This window comes from Gilliamella sp. ESL0232 (assembly GCF_013346885.1).
Taxonomy (GTDB): domain Bacteria; phylum Pseudomonadota; class Gammaproteobacteria; order Enterobacterales; family Orbaceae; genus Gilliamella; species Gilliamella bombi.
In genome coordinates this window covers 62383-78471 of sequence record NZ_JAAEDW010000002.1, presented here as the reverse complement: position 1 = coordinate 78471, position 16089 = coordinate 62383, and the positions used below count along the sequence as shown (strand labels likewise).

The 16089-nt window shown below is 37.2% G+C and carries 23 protein-coding genes; 20 read left to right on the top strand and 3 right to left on the bottom strand.

Translation table 11 applies throughout. The features are described from left to right. The first annotated feature begins 14 nt into the window (after window positions 1-14). The 18 genes from GYW75_RS03190 (at window position 15) to GYW75_RS03100 (ending at window position 12816) form a co-directional block, all read left to right on the top strand. Window positions 15-392: a DUF4054 domain-containing protein gene (locus tag GYW75_RS03190; protein ID WP_174798406.1), complete on the top strand. Its 378-nt coding sequence runs from the start codon at window positions 15-17 to the stop codon at window positions 390-392. Beyond that, complete coding sequence (locus GYW75_RS03185) at window positions 389-910, top strand: hypothetical protein (protein WP_174798405.1); 522 nt, start codon at window positions 389-391, stop codon at window positions 908-910. The genes GYW75_RS03190 and GYW75_RS03185 overlap by 4 nt, the downstream gene beginning before the upstream one ends. Then, on the top strand, window positions 900-1226 hold the full coding sequence (locus GYW75_RS03180; protein WP_174798404.1) for a hypothetical protein: 327 nt from the start codon (window positions 900-902) through the stop codon (window positions 1224-1226). The genes GYW75_RS03185 and GYW75_RS03180 overlap by 11 nt, the downstream gene beginning before the upstream one ends. Beyond that, window positions 1180-1644 (top strand): phage neck terminator protein, encoded by a 465-nt coding sequence (locus GYW75_RS03175; protein ID WP_174798403.1) that lies wholly within the window; start codon window positions 1180-1182, stop codon window positions 1642-1644. The genes GYW75_RS03180 and GYW75_RS03175 overlap by 47 nt, the downstream gene beginning before the upstream one ends. A gap of 2 nt (window positions 1645-1646) precedes the next feature. Further along, a complete protein-coding gene (locus GYW75_RS03170; RefSeq protein ID WP_174798402.1) occupies window positions 1647-3158 on the top strand; it encodes a DUF3383 domain-containing protein in 1512 nt (503 codons plus the stop codon). Window positions 3159-3167: 9 nt separating this feature from the next. After that, complete coding sequence (locus GYW75_RS03165; RefSeq protein ID WP_065569045.1) at window positions 3168-3599, top strand: phage protein; 432 nt, start codon at window positions 3168-3170, stop codon at window positions 3597-3599. After that, window positions 3599-4015 (top strand): phage tail assembly chaperone, encoded by a 417-nt coding sequence (locus GYW75_RS03160; RefSeq protein ID WP_174798401.1) that lies wholly within the window; start codon window positions 3599-3601, stop codon window positions 4013-4015. The genes GYW75_RS03165 and GYW75_RS03160 overlap by 1 nt, the downstream gene beginning before the upstream one ends. Window positions 4016-4023: 8 nt before the next feature. After that, on the top strand, window positions 4024-4167 hold the full coding sequence (locus GYW75_RS03155) for a hypothetical protein (protein WP_174798400.1): 144 nt from the start codon (window positions 4024-4026) through the stop codon (window positions 4165-4167). Beyond that, window positions 4167-5954 carry a phage tail protein gene (locus tag GYW75_RS03150; protein WP_174798399.1) on the top strand — a complete coding sequence of 596 codons (1788 nt, stop codon included), beginning with the start codon at window positions 4167-4169 and terminating at the stop codon, window positions 5952-5954. The genes GYW75_RS03155 and GYW75_RS03150 overlap by 1 nt, the downstream gene beginning before the upstream one ends. After that, a complete protein-coding gene (locus GYW75_RS03145; RefSeq protein ID WP_174798398.1) occupies window positions 5954-6661 on the top strand; it encodes a phage baseplate protein in 708 nt (235 codons plus the stop codon). The genes GYW75_RS03150 and GYW75_RS03145 overlap by 1 nt, the downstream gene beginning before the upstream one ends. Before the next feature lies 1 nt (window position 6662). Continuing rightward, on the top strand, window positions 6663-7004 hold the full coding sequence (locus GYW75_RS03140) for a phage baseplate plug family protein (RefSeq protein ID WP_174798397.1): 342 nt from the start codon (window positions 6663-6665) through the stop codon (window positions 7002-7004). Then, a complete protein-coding gene (locus tag GYW75_RS03135) occupies window positions 6973-7797 on the top strand; it encodes a phage protein (RefSeq protein ID WP_174798396.1) in 825 nt (274 codons plus the stop codon). Before GYW75_RS03140 ends, GYW75_RS03135 begins: the two co-directional genes overlap by 32 nt. A 177-nt stretch (window positions 7798-7974) precedes the next feature. Continuing rightward, the gene (locus tag GYW75_RS03130) at window positions 7975-8625 is read left to right on the top strand and encodes a Gp138 family membrane-puncturing spike protein (RefSeq protein WP_174798395.1); all 651 of its coding nucleotides are present in this window, start codon (window positions 7975-7977) and stop codon (window positions 8623-8625) included. Beyond that, window positions 8622-8987, top strand: coding sequence for a hypothetical protein (locus tag GYW75_RS03125; RefSeq protein ID WP_065590531.1), 366 nt, complete (start codon window positions 8622-8624; stop codon window positions 8985-8987). Before GYW75_RS03130 ends, GYW75_RS03125 begins: the two co-directional genes overlap by 4 nt. After that, entirely contained in the window at window positions 8968-10089 is a 1122-nt protein-coding gene (locus tag GYW75_RS03120) for a baseplate J/gp47 family protein (RefSeq protein ID WP_174798394.1), read from the top strand. Before GYW75_RS03125 ends, GYW75_RS03120 begins: the two co-directional genes overlap by 20 nt. Then, the gene (locus GYW75_RS03115) at window positions 10082-10738 is read left to right on the top strand and encodes a DUF2612 domain-containing protein (protein WP_174798393.1); all 657 of its coding nucleotides are present in this window, start codon (window positions 10082-10084) and stop codon (window positions 10736-10738) included. Before GYW75_RS03120 ends, GYW75_RS03115 begins: the two co-directional genes overlap by 8 nt. Further along, window positions 10735-12195, top strand: coding sequence for a phage tail protein (locus tag GYW75_RS12335; RefSeq protein WP_202983912.1), 1461 nt, complete (start codon window positions 10735-10737; stop codon window positions 12193-12195). Before GYW75_RS03115 ends, GYW75_RS12335 begins: the two co-directional genes overlap by 4 nt. A 15-nt stretch (window positions 12196-12210) precedes the next feature. Continuing rightward, the gene (locus GYW75_RS03100) at window positions 12211-12816 is read left to right on the top strand and encodes a tail fiber assembly protein (protein ID WP_174798392.1); all 606 of its coding nucleotides are present in this window, start codon (window positions 12211-12213) and stop codon (window positions 12814-12816) included. Window positions 12817-12924: 108 nt separating this feature from the next. On the opposite strand, the gene GYW75_RS03095 is transcribed toward GYW75_RS03100, so the two are convergent. Genes GYW75_RS03095 through GYW75_RS03085 form a run of 3 tightly spaced genes read right to left on the bottom strand, consistent with a single transcriptional unit; the run spans window position 12925 to window position 14015 of the window. Continuing rightward, entirely contained in the window at window positions 12925-13188 is a 264-nt protein-coding gene (locus GYW75_RS03095; protein WP_174798391.1) for a hypothetical protein, read from the bottom strand. 9 nt (window positions 13189-13197) lie between these two features. Continuing rightward, window positions 13198-13764 carry a serine O-acetyltransferase gene (locus tag GYW75_RS12445; RefSeq protein ID WP_174798390.1) on the bottom strand — a complete coding sequence of 189 codons (567 nt, stop codon included), beginning with the start codon at window positions 13762-13764 and terminating at the stop codon, window positions 13198-13200. Window positions 13765-13781: 17 nt separating this feature from the next. Next, a complete protein-coding gene (locus GYW75_RS03085) occupies window positions 13782-14015 on the bottom strand; it encodes a hypothetical protein (RefSeq protein WP_174798389.1) in 234 nt (77 codons plus the stop codon). Window positions 14016-14358: 343 nt separating this feature from the next. Here GYW75_RS03085 and GYW75_RS03080 point away from each other — a divergent pair, with 343 nt between their 5' ends. Together GYW75_RS03080 and trhP are read left to right on the top strand one after the other, a co-directional pair. Next, the gene (locus GYW75_RS03080; RefSeq protein WP_174798388.1) at window positions 14359-14550 is read left to right on the top strand and encodes a thermostable hemolysin delta-VPH; all 192 of its coding nucleotides are present in this window, start codon (window positions 14359-14361) and stop codon (window positions 14548-14550) included. Between the two features lie 174 nt (window positions 14551-14724). Beyond that, entirely contained in the window at window positions 14725-16068 is a 1344-nt protein-coding gene (gene trhP / locus GYW75_RS03075) for a prephenate-dependent tRNA uridine(34) hydroxylase TrhP (RefSeq protein ID WP_065610101.1), read from the top strand. The last annotated feature ends 21 nt before the right edge of the window (window positions 16069-16089 follow it).

Here is a 16089-nt window from a genome sequence, read left to right as displayed (position 1 = left end):
AATAAGGGGTATTTATGAACTTTCGCGATGAATACCCCGAATTTTCAAAAGTCGATGACAGCACAATCAAGCATTTTTTAGAAAGCAGTGCGCTAGTTGTGAGTGAGAAAGCATGGGGTAAGCTGTATAACCTCGGCTTATTTGCTTACACTGCGCACCGATTAGCTATCAAAGGCTTTTTAAATCGGGATTTAGACGATAACGTTATTTTTAACAATGGCGAAAACTTTAAATCAGTATCAAGCAAATCAGCAGGCGGTTTATCAATCGGCTACACATCACAAAACACATCATCAGGCAACCCAAGTGACTACGATTTAACTTCAACATCATACGGTCAAGAATACTTACGGTTACGTCGTTTGATAACGCCTATAGGAGTTATTGGATGAGCGAGTTAGAGATATGTAAAAGGTTGAAAGCTGTGATAAAACGGGCAGAGCGATTAAACCGTATGCAGTTAGTTGTTGGTATACCAAGTGACGGAAAGCCACGTAAAAGCTCGGAAGAAGACACTAACACAGATATAACCAATATTGAGTTAGGGCTTATTCATGAATTTGGAGTACCAGAAAAAGGCATCCCTGAACGCTCTTTTATGCGGTCTACAGCAGTAGAAGAAGCCGAAAACCTAAGTCAATTAACCAATGTTATGGTAACAGAATGCTTATCTGGACAAATAACGCCCAAAAATGCTCTATCTAAAGTTGGTGCTTATCTTCAAGGGAAGATTATTGAAAAAATCACTGATGGAGAATTTCAACCTAACACCACTGAAACATTAAAAAGAAAGTTAACTCCAGTTAAAAATAAGAAAAAGAAGCGTGCCAAAGATGCTAATAAGCCACTTATCGATACTGGACAACTTCGGGCATCAATAACTTACGAGGTAAGAGAAAATGAATCGTGAATTAATATCGCAATTTTTAAGCGATCCGTTTTTTGCTACTAAAATTAATTTTGAATCACTGGGTAGCATTACATGCATTATTCAACCTGCCAGTAATGATGATTTACAAATACTACCGGAGGGCGATAGGTACAATCCAACAGTCAGGATATTTTCTCGTGAAAAGCTAACGAATGGCGTGCTATTTCATCATCACGGTATGAGATTTAAAGTGATTTCGGAATCAATATGGAGTGATTATGGCTATTACGACTGTCTCGCGACTAGATATGATGGAAGTCAGGCGCACGATAGCGGAGGTTTTGACGTTACCTGAGGAACTGGTATTTGATGCTAACAATATGCAGGACGTTTCAAAGCTGGATAAATTTATCACGGTACTAAATGCGTATCAATCGGATATCGGTACTGATGTTAAATTCAACGGTACAGATGAAGAAGAAATTGCATCAACTCTCAGAGAGGTCACTATCTCAATCAATGCTTATGGTAAGAATGCCTACGATATGCTGTGTAAATTAACCGAATCAATGCGATTAACGGAGGTTTGGCAAAGACTAAAGCGGTTAGGCATGGGATATCTTAAATGCTCACAAATTAGAAGTCTACCAACAACTATTGCGGGTGGTAAAGAACAGCGTGCGCAGGTCGATCTTACATTTTCAATTAATCCGATCGTCAAGGCTCAATTGAGGCGTGGCGATACAGTTAAATTAAACATAAAAAGAGGGTAATAATGAGTTTACCAATTAGTCAAGTGGTGGATGTAACTCTACCGCAATCTCCACGTGGCGCACAAAAGCGTGATTTAAGCGTAGTTGCTATTTTCACTGATGAAATGTGCGACGAATTTACAAATCCAGACACTCGCTACGTCGTTGTTTCAGATGTTAACAGTGTAGCGTCTTTATTTGGCACTAATTCAGATGCGTATCGTGCGGCTTCCGCATTATTTTCAGCACGACCAAAACCAAAAACAGCATTAATTGCTAGATATATGAAAGAAAATTTCACATCATCAGCGATTAGTTCAAAAATAAACGGTTCAGCGTTAGCGGTTTCATATATTCAATTTAAAAATATCACAGACGGCTATCTGTCATTCTATTTCGGTGATGCAAAAATCGATGTTAAAGAGCTAGATTTTTCTACTGTTTCAAGCATGCAAGATGTGGCAAATGTCGTTAATGCAAAACTAAATGACATTGGTGTCAAATTCATTTATGACGCTGTCGGCAGTCGATTTATCTTATCAGCAAATACCGAGGGTAAAGGTGCTAATTTTGGTTATGTATTTGATGCGCAATTAGATGGTACATATGTCGGTAATATGACTAATCTAATCGACGGCAGAGGTACGCTAATTAACGGTGAAGATGCGATCACTTACAACAAAGAAACACCTGCGGAAGCACTTAGCAAGTTACAAAACCAATACCAGAATTGGTACGGCGTTTATTTTGCTAATACGATTACTGACGCTGAATTAGTTGAGGCTCACGATTGGGTGGTTGCCCAAGGCGTTGAAAACGCAAAGGTTATGGCGTACACCGAAACTCGCCCAGCCAATATTGAATATACTGATAACAACGTACTTAAAACCCTATCAAAACGTAATAGCGGTCGTTTGATGGTTCAGTATAACAATAAGGGCAATACACATGCCGCGGCTGAATTAATGGGAATTGCACTAACAACGGTTTGGACAGGTGTAAACACGGCTAAAACGGTTAAATTCAAGCAAGAAGTTAGTGTCACATCAGACGATAAAATCACAATCAACGAAGCAACAAAATGCCGACGTTTGGGTATAAATTTTTATACTGATTACGCGGGTGTAAACATGTTGGCTGAGGGCGTTATGCTTGGCGGTACATTTATTGATGAAACCGCTGGTCTAGATGCTTTCATTAATGTGTCGCAAGTGCAAATGTTTAATACGTTACAGGGTAATCCGTTTAAAATCCCGCAAACTGATAGGGGGCAAGAAATTTTACTTAGCGCAATGAAAATTCCGGGAGAACAGTTTATTAATAATGGGTTCTTGGGTTCTGGAAAATGGACAGGTGGAGATGTTGGCGAGCTATCATACGGCGATCATATTAACGGTTACTATTTCTATTCTGATTCGTTCGATATGCAAGATACAGCGGATAGAGAAGCTCGCAAGATGATGCCTATTAACTGTGCTCTTAAACTTGCTGGCGCAGGTCATAGCGTCGATATTATTGTTCAATTCAATCGATAAGGATTTTATATGTCTAAATCATTTTCTTTAGAGGATGCCGTCTTGACTATCGACGGCACTGAAATTACGGGCTACGAGAATGCGCAAGATGCTATCAGTATTGCGCCCATTGGCGATGATGGCGATATCACATACGGCATTAACGGCAAGGGTGTTTTTGTTCACTCATGTAATCGTGGCGCAACTGTTACTATTAAAACGTTACAGCATTCTGAAACTAATCAGAAGTTAAATCAGTTACGCAATGCTCAAATTAATAACCCAACAACTGCAACGGGTAAATTAATTACTTATAAAGATTTGCGCAACGGTGATGAGTTTTTACTAACGGGGTGCTGGTTTACAACACCTCCAACACACGCACGAGGCACAGCTCACAACGGCGTAACGTGGACATTTAAAGCAACTAAAGCAGAGTTTGATATTAAAGGCGGTTTATAATGCAAAGCACAGATTTTACTATTGATGATGTAGTTTATACATTCACACAAGCAGATTTTTTCAAATCAAATAAATACCTAAAAAAATTAACAGCTCTACTTCAGGGCTGTTTTTCATTTAATGGAAATAAATCAGGTGTTGACATTGGTCAACTAGCATCAAATATTGGCTCTGAACAATTTGCTGAAATAGAAAAATTCATACTTGATTATGTCACTGCGGTAGATGAAAACGGTAAAAAAGTACTGTTTCAAAAACCACAAGAAGCGGGTGAGTTTTTTAACACGCGCAGAAGTCATTACTATCAAGTAATAGTTGAGGGTTTAAAATTCCATTTTTTGGGTTTTTTACCAAGTGGCATATTATCCAATCTAAGTACGCTCAGCTTGGAGGAGATAGCTCAGAAAGCGATGTAGATTGGTTTGTGTGGGGCGTTATCGTAAATAAATATGCAACGCTCCACGAGCTTAGAACTGTTTATTCTCTTGATGATGTTATCGATATGCATAACGTAATAGCTGAAACTAAATTAGCAGAAAAGCAACAACAGCAAAGTGAGGCGCAATAATGTTTTTAGAAGAATTTTTGATAAAAATCGGTGTTGATGCCTCAAAAGCTGGTGAAATAACGAAAGTTGTTAATAATTTACAAGCTGGTGCAAATCAACTTGCAGATACCGCTAATAGCATACAAGAAGATGCAAACAAGGCTATTCGCGAGACAAAAAAATCAACGGCGGAAGCAGGTAAAGCAGCAAGTCAAACAAAATCGAAATTATTTTCATTGAAGATGATTTTAGTTGCGTTAGCTGCAACCGCTGTATTGTACGGTAAAAAATTGATTGGTGCTTTTAATAATGCAATCGATAAAGCCAAAGAGCTTGCCACAAAAAAAGGTGCTTTGTTCAGTATCTCACAAAAAGAGCTTAAACAAGCCGAGCTTTATAAAAGAGAAATGAGCAAGACTGGGCTAGCACTCGATAGCATAAAAACGAAAATTGCACTAAATCTTGCACCTGCGCTGACGAATTTAATTGCTGGGTTCAGAAACTGGTTAACAGTTAATAAGGAATTGATTGCTGACGGCATTACAAAAGTCATTAAAGCAGTCGGGATGGCAATTCAGGTTGTTGTTAATTTTGTTAAATTTATCGACAAAATCATATCAGGCACAATCGGTTGGAAAAACGCACTAATAGCACTTGGCATCGCTTGGGCAGTTCTCAATCGAGCATTTTTATTTAGCCCAATAGGCATAATACTGGGTTTATTAACTGCGTTAATGCTGTTAATTGATGACCTGATGGTCTACATGAACGGCGGTAAAAGCCTGTTCGGTGAGTATTGGCAACCATTTATCGATGGCGCTAAAGCCGCTTGGGAATTTGCAAAAACATTTTGGGAATTCATTAAAGCGCTGTGGTCTGGTGATACTCAAAAAGTTAAATCGCTATCAAAAAGCTTGTTTGATTCGATAGTAAGCGGTTTTAAATCACTGATATCTGGCATCAAGTCTTTGTTGTCAAAAGCATTCAAGAGCATACTAATGTTTTTCGGTATGTCTGAAAGCAAAGCGAGCAAAACGGTCGATAGAGTCGGTAAGATTTTTAACTTTATTGTCGATGCGCTAACACTACCGTACCGCATGGCTTATAAAGTAATCTGCCAAATAATGGATTGGCTAGGTGTTGATGCTGGGGATTCTGTTAATGCTATTGGAGAGACGTTTAAAGCGATTATCGAATTATTAGTTGCTCCGTTTAAAGCTGCTTGGAAGCTTATTAATGATCTGTTTGACATCTGGGAAGATGACACTACCACAACGATCGACAAAATAGGCGAAACGCTTTGGGCTATTTTCGATTTTGTTGCATTCCCCTTTGAATCAGCTTGGAATTTTGTAAAAAGCCTGTTTAAAGCGTGGGTCGGTGATGTTGGAGATACTACCAAGAAATTTGCTGAAACGTTTTTAAAAGTGCATGAGTCAATTATTGCGCCTTTCAAAAAAGCGATGGATTGGATAAAAGATAAATTTTATGGATTTATTGATTCAGTTAAAAGTAAAGTTAAAGGGGCGCTGTCGTGGATCGGGCTAGGTGGTGACGATGATGAGGTAGAAGTTACAGCTAAGCGATTAACTAACACGAACATTCAAGCGAAGCTAAGCACAGACGGAGCTAAGGCAGGAAGTCTCATGCCAGCAAACAAAAACGTAAATAATAACAATGCGGTAACTATCAATAACACGATGAACGTTACAACACCGCAAGAAGGTTTTGATAGCTTGAATAGCATTTCTAATAATGCTGTACGCAATTTAGTGGATAACACGCAAACAGCTTTGGGGTCTAACTAATGTTTCAATCTATATTAAATAAATCATCAAAAGATAGCGGTTTGATAATTACCGAGAATACGGTATTTAGTCTTGATATTAATACTATTGAACAGCATGCGTCAAAGCTAAGAGTAACCGAAAACCCGATCGAAAACGGGGCTAACATTGCGGATCATGCAGTATTAGACCCGAAAGAAGTGACAGTATATGGCTTGGTTGTTGGGTACGAAACTAATACATTTTCATTTGATAATTTATTAGGTTTTAATTTTTCAGATTACCCTCTCCCGATGCCCATTAAAACCATAACGGCACAGGCGGAAAATATGGTAAATCGCTTTGCATCACACTTTAAAACTGGTGCGAAAGCTGTTAATCAAGTTGTAGCTGATTTTCTGCCTGATTATCAGTCTCCGCTGTTGAATAGTTTATCATCCGATCGTATTGCTGATGCTCATGAAAAATTGTTAGCTGTACAGCGAAGCGGTGAGCCTGTAATGCTACAAACAAATACGCGGCAGTATAAAAACATGATACTTACGTCTGTTGGACTTACTCAAAAGCAAAACACAAGTGGTGAATTTGTATTAACGTTTCGCGAAATTTTCATAGTTGAAACACAAATCGCTAGTGGCCTGAGTGTACCAAAACCGAAAACAAGGAACCTTGGCAAAACTCAACCGCAAGAAGAACGATCGGGGCTAGATAATATTGTTAGAGGTTAAAATGTATGTCATACAAACAACAAGCGATGATGTGTTAGAACAATCATTTTCATTATACGATATGAACTTGCGGTTAACATTAAGATATAACGCAATATCAACTGGGTATCAATTTGATTTATTTGATATTGATAAAGATGAATATATCACGAAAAACAAAGGGCTGTCTGTCGGTAGCCCGTCATTAATTGAGTTCAATTTACCTTTCGTGTTGGTATTAGATGATAAATCTGGTTTGGGTATTAATGCTATATCTAAAGATGATCTTAATAATCGTATGCAATTATTAATAATGACTAAGGAAGAATATCGTGCGTCAATTCGGCAGGGTTTTAGAGCTTAAAATCGGTAATCGCAAAGAAAGCATTGTTATTAATAATTTGCGTGTCGCTTTTTCAATTAAAAAAACGCTAACATCAGAGCCAAACACTGGCGAAATATCGGTTTATAATCTTAATGATTCAAACCGCAACCTTATCACTAGCAAACAATATCATTTTTTAGAGTTATCAGTCTGCTATAAAGAAGATTTACTAAGGTTGATATTTTGTGGCGATATTTTGACAGTAGAAAATAAACTGACAGGGCAGGATATCATCACAACGATGCGGTGCGGTGATGGACACCGAGCCTATACCGAGAAAACCATTATTAAAACAATGCAAAAAGGGCAAAAAGATAGCGATTTTCTAAACGAAGCAGTAAGTAGTTTTGGTGTTCAGAAAGGTAACATTGATTTACCTAATGATAGAGTATTACCTCGTGGTAAGGTGCTCATGTGCGACACACGCGAAGCAATGCATAAAATCGCTATTAACAATAACGCTGATTGGTCTATACAAGATGATCAGCTAGTTGTTATCCCTAAAAATAAAGCCCTCGCTAATAATGAGGGTTGGGTAATATCTAAAAATACAGGAATGATAGGAAGCCCAAAAAAAACTAATGGCGGACTAGAAATTACAACGCTATGCAATCCGCATTATAGAATTGGTTCGCTTGTTCGTGTTGAGTCAAAGCTTTCGGAGTACAACGGTGATTACAAAATCAAATCAATAGAGCATAACGGCGATTTATACGGTACTAACTGGCACAGCAAACTAGTTTGCACAGGCGGAAAGTTTGAAAAAGTATAAAATGAATTATCAATCCAAAGTTGATCACAATCGTAACTATTTGATTAATAGAACATTAATAAAAAGCATAAAAACACGTCACGCTTAAAAATATTATTTATCAATTAGTTAAGTTTATATCATGATCAGCATTGATCTTAACCCGCTTCGGCGGGTTTTTTATTGTTCGGAGAAAAGATGACAGATTCACTATTTGAAGCGGTTGAAAATCAAATAAAGCGTGCTCAATCGAATATATACACTGCGCTACCTGCCAAGGTTATTAGCTTTGACGGTCATACTGTTAGCTGCCAAGTGATGGTTAATCGGGTTGTAGCAAACGGGCAAGAAATAACGATACCACCTTTAGTGGATGTCCCTGCCCAATTTCCACATGCTGGCGGATTTTGCATTACTGTACCGATAAAAGCAGGGGATGAGGGGTTGGTTGTCTTTTCTAGCCGTTGTATTGATGGTTGGTTTGCTTCGGGTAATGCGTCAAAACCATTGGACAATCGAATTAACGACCTAAGCGATGGCTTTTTTATAGTTGGTTGCAATAGCGTGCCTAATAAAATCCCTGATTTTTATCACGACGGCGTATCAATGCAAACAGACGACGGCTCAACGCATATCCGACTAACAAACGGAACAATCTATATAAAAGGTAATATCGAGCATGAGGGTAATACTGAGCAAATTGGTAGCTACAATCAAACAGGCGGAAATACAACAAGTTCGGGCACGATAACGGCAGAAGATGTTAAAACAAATAAAGGCATTGACTTAAATACGCACACTCACACAGATGTAAAAAGTGGCAATGACAAAACTGGAGCACCGACATGATTGTAAGACAGCTTGATGATAATCACGATTGGACGTTTGGACATGGTTTAGGTAACTATTTAGATAGTTCCGAGGCGATAGCGCAATGCGTGAAAACCAAGTTATTAGCACTAAAACGTGATTGGTTTTTAAATCGTGAGGATGGTATCGCATGGTTTGATTATCTCACTAAAAACCCAAACACAAAACAGCTAGAAATTGATGTAAAAGCGGAGATTTTTAAAGTGGATGGTGTGATCAATATCGATAGTTTCGATATTTTGTTAGATAGCGATACTCGACAATTTCTAATACAAATTAGTTATACAGATAAATTTAACAAAACTAACGAGGCATCATTTAATGTTACAGATAACAGATAAAGGCGTCGAAATTGATGACTTATACACTATTCAAAATCGATTGGTTAGCGCATTTAAATCTATTTACGGCGAGAATGTCAACCTTGACAGTGATACGCCAGACGGTCAATTACTTGGATTATTCTCGCAAGAGCTTGCAAACATTCATCAAGCTGTTTCGTTTATCGTTCAGATGTTAGATCCATACCAAGCAACTGGTCACTGGCTAGAGCAGCGAGCAATGTACGCAGGAATAACTCGAATTACAGCATCTTATTCTTATATTGATGAGGTTATTTTCACTGGCTCACCAAAAACGACAATACCGAACAATTCAATCTATATTGATAAAAATAAAAACAAATGGGTAACGACAGAGCCGATAATGTTAAACGATCTGGGTAGCGCACGTGTTAAGTTCAGGTCGTTAGAACTCGGTAATTACACTGTTAACGCACTTGATGAGTTTACGGCAAGCACAATTATCATCGGCGTTGATAAAGTCACAGCAAACACAAAAAGCTATGGCGGAGTTGATGAAGAAACAGACGCACAATTATTAAAACGTTTCATGCTTTCTCATTCAATTAATAACTATGACGATAGACGAGGCATACAGTCCGCACTAATGAATATAACTGGCGTGACTAAATGTGTTGTATATGAAAATTACACGAATAAAAAAGATGAAAAAGGTGTGCCTGCTCACTCATTTAATGCCGTTATTTTGGGTGGTGCTGATGAAAAAATAGCGGAAGTGATCACCAAGAAGAAAATTGGCGGATGTGGTCTATTTGGGGAAATTGAAACGTCTTATCTGTTAGATGATATACCTCGAAGAGTTTACTTTGACAGACCGAAAAAAATTGATGTTAACGTCTCAATGGTGATTGGTCGTTATAAATCATTTAATGATATTAATACTGAGCAAATCAAAACTAATTTAAAGAGTTTGGAATTTGAAATCGGCGAGAATGTTTATGCATCGCGCATTATTTCGAGCATTAATTTAGTTGACGGCTTTTATATTAAAGAGCTAGCAGTTAATGGCTCAAATATAGCAAATATCGGTTATAGAGAATATGCACAGATAAATAATATCGAGGTGCTGATAGATGAATAGGGAAAACTTCATTATTTGGCAATATCGTACTAAACCCAATGCCTTGGGTACGATTAGAGCTATCTATGCAGAAACCGATAACACGTTTAAAAATGTTGTTCAATTAGCAGATATTCTCAACATTGACGATGCGACGGGATATGCGTTGGACCTAGTTGGTCGTCATGTCGGTGTATCAAGAATTTTACCAACAGCAATAGCGAAAGAGTATTTCGGATGGTTAAAGGATAAAACAGCGCTATCGTTCGGTGTCGGTGAGTTTTATCGACATGGTGACGCATTACATGCATCAGTCGTTTTAAATGATAGTGACTATCGTTTTTTCATTAAAGCACGCATAGCTAAAAACTATCAGAATGGCGAAATATCAAACATTGTTAAATCAATTAAATTCATGATTGGTGAACACGGAAACATCATTGATGCGCAAGATATGACGATGAACGTGCTAGTAAATAGCGATCAGCTTAATTCATTAACGCTATATGCAATTAGCAAAATGGATATTTTAGTTCGACCGATTGGTGTTATGTATCGCTATTTAGTTTTAGTCAATAACAAACCGTTTGGCTTTGTGCATGACAAAAATTCATACGGGTTTAATTCGGGTAAATTTGTAAGGCTTCAAGAAATAGGAATCAATTCATGAAAATTCAAGAAAAACCAGATTATTTAATTTTTGCTGAATCTGCGAAAAAAGGCGAAGTTTCGGACTTTCCAGATGTGAGCAGGGGATGGGGGGTAACTATTGAGCAAACAGGCTCAAAACCGCCGTTAGAATGGATGAACGGCGCATTTAATCGCGTTGATAAAAACATGTTGTATTTATTACAGCAGGGCGTACCAGAATGGAGCGAAAGCGTCAAATATCCAGCTAATGCAATTATTAAATATAACGGTGTTTTATACACATCAATAGTTGAAAATGATAACTCGAACCCAGCAGCAAGCACTACAAAATGGAAAAAAACGCAAGCAGAAGTTTCTAAAGCAAGTACAACACAAAGCGGTATAGTAAAGCTCAACTCATCAACTGATAGCACATCAGAAACAGAAGCTGCGACACCTAAAGCCGTGAAATCTGCATATGATTTAGCATCAAATGCCGTAAAAAAATCGGGCGATGAAATAACAGGACAGTTGAGGTTTTTACCAACGTCATACGGTATAAAATTTTTGCACGAAAATGGAAATGAGCTTGTTTTAAGACCCTCGGGTGATAGTTTTGTATACGCATACCACAATTCTGAATCAAACACGTGGACAAACAAACTGCGATACGTAAGCAACGGTAATACTTGGCGTTTTGAAAACGTCGATGATGTGAAAATTAACAATAAATCAGTATTGAAAACTGGTGACGGCGGCTTATTTAGTAGAGCTCCTTTATTAGCATCTGGCACTGATTTGTTATCAGATGATATTCTATCTGTTAGCCAGTCATTTACGCTTGCTGGTAATTATATTAACTCACCTATTTCAGGCATTACCGGGACATTAACCGTAACGCGTAGATATCACGATGCGGGTGCGGGTGCTACATTAGAGATTAATCAGTCCAATAACAAATTTTACAAAGCGACGGCACATAAAACAAAAGACGGTTGGGTGTTGCATGGATGGGTTGAACAAATCACAACTGCAAATATTAATGACTACCTGCTGCCAGTCGGCATTCCCCAACCATGGCCAACAACCACACCTCCAGACGGCTGGCTAAAATGCAACGGTTGGAAATTTGATAAAAATAAATATCCGAAGCTTGCGCAAGTGTACCCATCGGGTTATTTGCCGGATTTACGCGGTGAATTCATAAGAGGATGGGACGATGGCAAAGGTACAGATCCTGGGCGTGGCATATTGAGCTGGCAGGGTGATGCAATTCGAAACATCTATGGCTCAACATCAACAATTCAGTTTTACAGCCAAGTTTTAAGTAATGGCGCATTTGGTCACGATGTTTTGTCGTCTTCGGGTGGACATGTCGGTGAGTCTTGGAGAGGTACTAATGTTGCTTTAAATTTTGATGCGTCGAGAATTGTACCAACTTCACATGATAACCACCCTCGAAACTTAGCATTTATGTACATACTTAAAGCAGAATAATTTAGGAGATCTATAATGAAATATCAATTAACACCAAAAGTGGCACAGTTTAACAATGAGGGATTTGTAGTAGTAGAGGGCTGGGCATTAATTTATAACACAGATACAAAAACTGGTGAATTTATCAACGCAACATACGAATATGTTGCTGAGGGTATCGGTTTGCCCAATCATGTGTGTTTAGACGCACCAAAGCCAGTTGATGACGAGCACGCGATCATCAGGGATGGCGACAAGTGGGTATACCCAGCAGATCATCGGGGCAAAAAAATCTATTCAACTGAAACAGGTGCAGAATCAACAGTGGCAGAAATTGGCGACATTCCCACAGATTACACGCTGTTAAAGCCATCAAGCGAATTCGACAGGTGGGACGGTGAAAAGTGGGTGTTAGATGAAAATAAACAGCATCAGCACTATGTAGCTGTAGCAGCAGCACAGAAAAAACAGCTATTAAGCGAAGCTAGCTCACAGATTGATTATTTACAAGATGCGATTGATACAGAAATAGCTACAGACGAAGAGAAAACGCTATACGCTGCATGGAAAAAATATCGTGCGTTACTAAATCGTATTGATATTGATACTGCGCCAGATATCGATTGGCCAGAAAAACCTTAATAAAATATCATAAAGGCTTGTTTTCGCTACTTATGATATTAATATGTAACGTCAATCAGCCTTTATCAATAAGATAGTTGAAAAATAAAATTGAAATAGTAGAGTTCATTAACCTTTCACCCACAGTCCTGTGAGCACTTCCGGATTTTTCGGTTGTTGAATTTCTGTTATTCTCACTTTTACAAAATTGCTAACATAACCGCCGCCCACCGGCAAAAAACAATCGCAATCTTTATAATAATTTGTTTCGTCTTCTATTTTTGAATATTCAATAGCTAACTTATGAGCCTGTTTTTCATCATTTGCGAAAACATAGATTTCTTCGTATGCATCATAATCTTTATGAACAGCTTCAACTCTATATAATTTCATGTTTAATCCTTACTGAATGATTGTATTTGTTTTTTGCGTATAAACAGTGCAATTATCTGGAACATCTTTATTTACAAATGACATTGCACCGATTTTTACATTATTACCTATTTTTATTCTTCCCCCCAAAATCACAGAATTTGCCCCAATGTAAACATTGTCACCAATTACAATATTTGTTGGCTCGTGACTAATTCCGATAGTAACGTTTTGATGAATAGTGAAATTTTCACCTATAATTACATTTTTATTTATGGTTATCGAGTATGGGTGCGCAATTGATAGATTTTTACCGATTTTAGTACCAAGCATTATATCAATACCAAATTTACTAATTAATTTAGATTGAATTTTTTTTGCAACGCTTTTTTGTTTATCATTGCCATGAATGTAAATTTCGTTAGCTAATCGCCACCAAAATAAATATTTTTTTTGCGGCGATCTTGTCTTAAGATATGATTTTATTACTCGGTAAACAGATATTTTTTTGCCGGAAGTTAGCTCAATAAGCCAGCACTCTTTTAAATGAGTCAGATCATGCGTTAATAAAAATTTAATTATATGTATGTATTTCATAAAACTTTTTAAGTTAATTAAATAATTGAGATATTAACAAACACACTATCAATCTTCAACTTACAATACTCAACAGCGTCATGTAGCATCACAAAATCGGCGATATCGTATAGCGTTTTTGCTGTTTGATAGAACACATAATTGTGCTCGTCGTCGCTGTTAATAATGTAGCATTCGCCCGTAATTTCATTTTCGAAGTCTTCGGGCGTCATGCGTATGTAAATTGGTAGTGTGTAGTTTATTGTTATCATGATAAGCGAAAGCGTGAACTTTTGAGTATTTTATATTGATTGTATTTTGATGTGAATTTGTGATGTGAAATTTTGAGAAAATGGTCGCAAAAAGTGTTAGAATATGTGAGAATATAATTGAATAACTTATTGATATTTAACGATGAAAAAATCGATAAAAAGTACTGTATATTCTAAGTTATTTTTGTAACAGATTGATTTATAATGATATGTTTTCGGATTGCAAATCCGTCTACCTCGGTTCGACTCCGGGACGCGCCTCCATTTTTTAAATTAATCAATTTTTATTTTTTTCAGTTATATTTATTTTTTAATTTTGTAAGCTAATTTATTAACATTATTTATGGGCTACTTTAATTATCATGCAAAAGCAAAGAAGTTAATCAAAAATGGTAAACTTGTTAGATATGAGTTTGTGGATAATTGGAATGGTATTAAACCTGCATTAGTTTTATATTTTAAAGAGGTTAATCCCATGCCAATTAGAGAATACCGATGGGATGAATATTTACCATTATTGAATAATAAAACCTAACTTATCATACTTAAATAAAGTGAGAAGTGTCGAGAAAAGCAATAACTGAAAGTTTTTTATAGCTTGGAATATAATAAATTTGCCAACAGATAGGCTAAAGCGTAAAATGCCCATCCTATTTTGCTTAACCTATTACTTATAAGTAATACTGACCTGAAATCAGAGGCATTTTTAATGACAAATTTATATGCAAAACCAGAATTACTTTCTCCTGCCGGTTCTTTAAAAAATATGCGTTATGCTTTCGCATATGGTGCAGATGCTGTTTATGCCGGCCAACCGCGATATAGTTTACGAGTTCGTAATAATGAATTTAATCATGAAAATCTAGCAATTGGCATTAACGAAGCACATGCTCAAGGTAAGAAGTTTTATGTAGTTGTGAATATAGCACCACATAACTCGAAGTTAAAAACTTTTATTCGTGATTTAGAACCCATTGTAAATATGAAACCTGATGCCTTTATCATGTCAGATCCAGGTTTAATCATGTTAGTTCGCGAACATTTTCCTGATATGGAAATTCACTTATCTGTACAATCGAATGCTGTTAACTGGGCAACAGTAAAATTTTGGCATAAAATGGGATTAACTCGAGTCGTTTTATCGCGTGAATTATCACTTGATGAAATTGCTGAAATCCGTGAAAAAGTTCCTGAAATGGAGTTAGAAGTGTTTATCCATGGTGCATTGTGTATGGCATATTCTGGGCGCTGCTTGCTTTCGGGCTATATTAATAAGCGTGATTCAAATCAAGGGACATGTACTAATGCCTGCCGTTGGAAATATAAAGTTGCTGAGGGTAAAGAAGACGAAGTGGGGCAAATTGTACATAAATGTGAACCGATCTCGGTAAAACAAGTTGAACCAACATTAGGAATTGGTCAAACTACTAGTAAAGTATTTATGCTTGAAGAATCAGGTCGCCCAGGTGAATATATGCAAGCTTACGAAGATGAGCATGGTACATATATTATGAACTCAAAGGATTTAAGAGCAGTGGAACTAGTAGATGATTTAACAAAAATTGGTGTACATTCGCTCAAGATTGAAGGAAGAACTAAATCTTTTTATTATTGTGCAAGAACAGCACAAGTGTATCGCCAAGCTATTGATGCGGCGAGTGAAGGTAAACCTTTTGATCCTCGCTTGTTACAAGAGCTTAATGCACTTGCTCATCGAGGGTATACGGAAGGATTTTTACGTCGCCATAAGCATGAAGAAATGCAAAACTACGAACATAGCCATTCAGTTTCGGAAAGGCAACAATTTGTTGGTGAGTTTAGTGGTGAGCGATTAAATGGATTGGCTGAAGTTATCGTAAAAAATAAATTCTCTGTTGGGGATAGCGTTGAAATGATGACACCGAAAGGTAATAAAACTTTCACGATTGAGCGAATGGAAAACAAAAAAGGGCAACCTGTTCCTGCTGGTTTAGGTGATGGTCATATTGTTTATATTCCGATTCCTGAAGAAATCGATTTAAATTATGCATTATTAATGCGTAATTTTGATTAGTTTGGTTAAGCATAAAAACTG